The sequence below is a fragment of the Vallitalea longa genome (genome assembly GCF_027923465.1).
In the GTDB taxonomy this organism is placed as follows: Bacteria; Bacillota; Clostridia; order Lachnospirales; family Vallitaleaceae; genus Vallitalea; species Vallitalea longa.
The window spans coordinates 1-1,137 of sequence record NZ_BRLB01000045.1 but is presented as its reverse complement, the minus strand read 5'-3'; the positions used below and the strand labels follow the sequence as shown (position 1 = coordinate 1,137).

The 1,137-nt window shown below is 39.1% G+C and carries 2 tRNA genes and 3 rRNA genes; all 5 read right to left on the bottom strand.

Annotated features, from left to right (window positions below):
- A 23S ribosomal RNA gene (locus tag QMG30_RS24735) occupies positions 1-126 on the bottom strand; the annotation flags it as partial.
- A 424-nt stretch (positions 127-550) separates the two neighbouring features.
- A tRNA-Ala gene (locus tag QMG30_RS24730) sits at positions 551-623 on the bottom strand.
- Between the two features lie 36 nt (positions 624-659).
- A tRNA-Ile gene (locus QMG30_RS24725) sits at positions 660-736 on the bottom strand.
- 34 nt (positions 737-770) lie between these two features.
- A 5S ribosomal RNA gene (gene rrf, locus QMG30_RS24720) occupies positions 771-888 on the bottom strand.
- A 135-nt stretch (positions 889-1,023) separates the two neighbouring features.
- Positions 1,024-1,137: ribosomal RNA gene (locus tag QMG30_RS24715) — 16S ribosomal RNA — on the bottom strand; the annotation flags it as partial.

Here is a 1,137-nt window from a genome sequence, read left to right as displayed (position 1 = left end):
TTTCCCCATTCGGATATCTCCGGTTCGATGGCTATTTGCGCCTCCCCGAAGCTTTTCGCAGCTTATCACGTCCTTCATCGGCTCCTAGTGCCAAGGCATCCACCCTATGCTCTTATTAGCTTGACCTATACATTTTTCTGTTTTAGTAATTCTTTGCTTTGAATTTCTTTATGTTTAAAAGAAATTTTAAAGCTTAGATAAACTTAAATAGAATAAATGTTTCATTAATACTTATCTTTCAATAAGTTGTCTCGCTAAGAGCTAAGATTTACAAGTTATTTGTCGTAGCTTGTTCTTTTGCTTTGGTCTTTCTTGTTTCTTTAGTTACCATACGCGATATATGGTTACTAATTTATTTCAAGGATTTTGATTTTATTTGATGTCTAATTATTTTATCTTCCTTATTTATTTCAGCTTACTATTTAATAGTCGCTTCTATATATAAGTTAGATTTAATAATCTCAATGTGAAGTTTTCAATGTTCATTTTGACAGCTTAGCTATGTTACCACAGCTTACTTTGTTTGTCAAGTCTCTTTTTTTAGAGACAATGGAGATAAGGAGATTCGAACTCCTGACCCCCTGCTTGCAAGGCAGGTGCTCTCCCAACTGAGCTATACCCCCAGGGTCATTTTGGTTATTTTTATTTAGTTATATATATGGTGGGCTCAAGTGGACTCGAACCACCGACCTCACGCTTATCAGGCGTGCGCTCTAACCAGCTGAGCTATGAGCCCATAACACACACTAGGCGTGTAAGTTTTATTGGTAATCTGGCAGCCACCTACTCTCCCAGGTCGTTTCCAACCAAGTACCATCGGCCGTTTATGGCTTAACCATCGTGTTCGGTATGAGAACGGGTGTTTCCCATAGACGCATCGCCACCAGAAATTTTCTGTATTCACTTTGTTTTTCTTCCTTGAATACTCAACAGTGAAACAATTACTATTCTTAGTTATTGTTTTTTTCATTCTTTTCCTTAGATCTTTATAAGTTAGGCCTCGACCTTCCTTATTTTCCTTAGAAAGGAGGTGATCCAGCCGCACCTTCCGATACGGCTACCTTGTTACGACTTCACCCTAGTCATCGGCTTCACCTTCGACAGCTCTCTCTTTACAGTTGAGTCACTGGCTTCGGG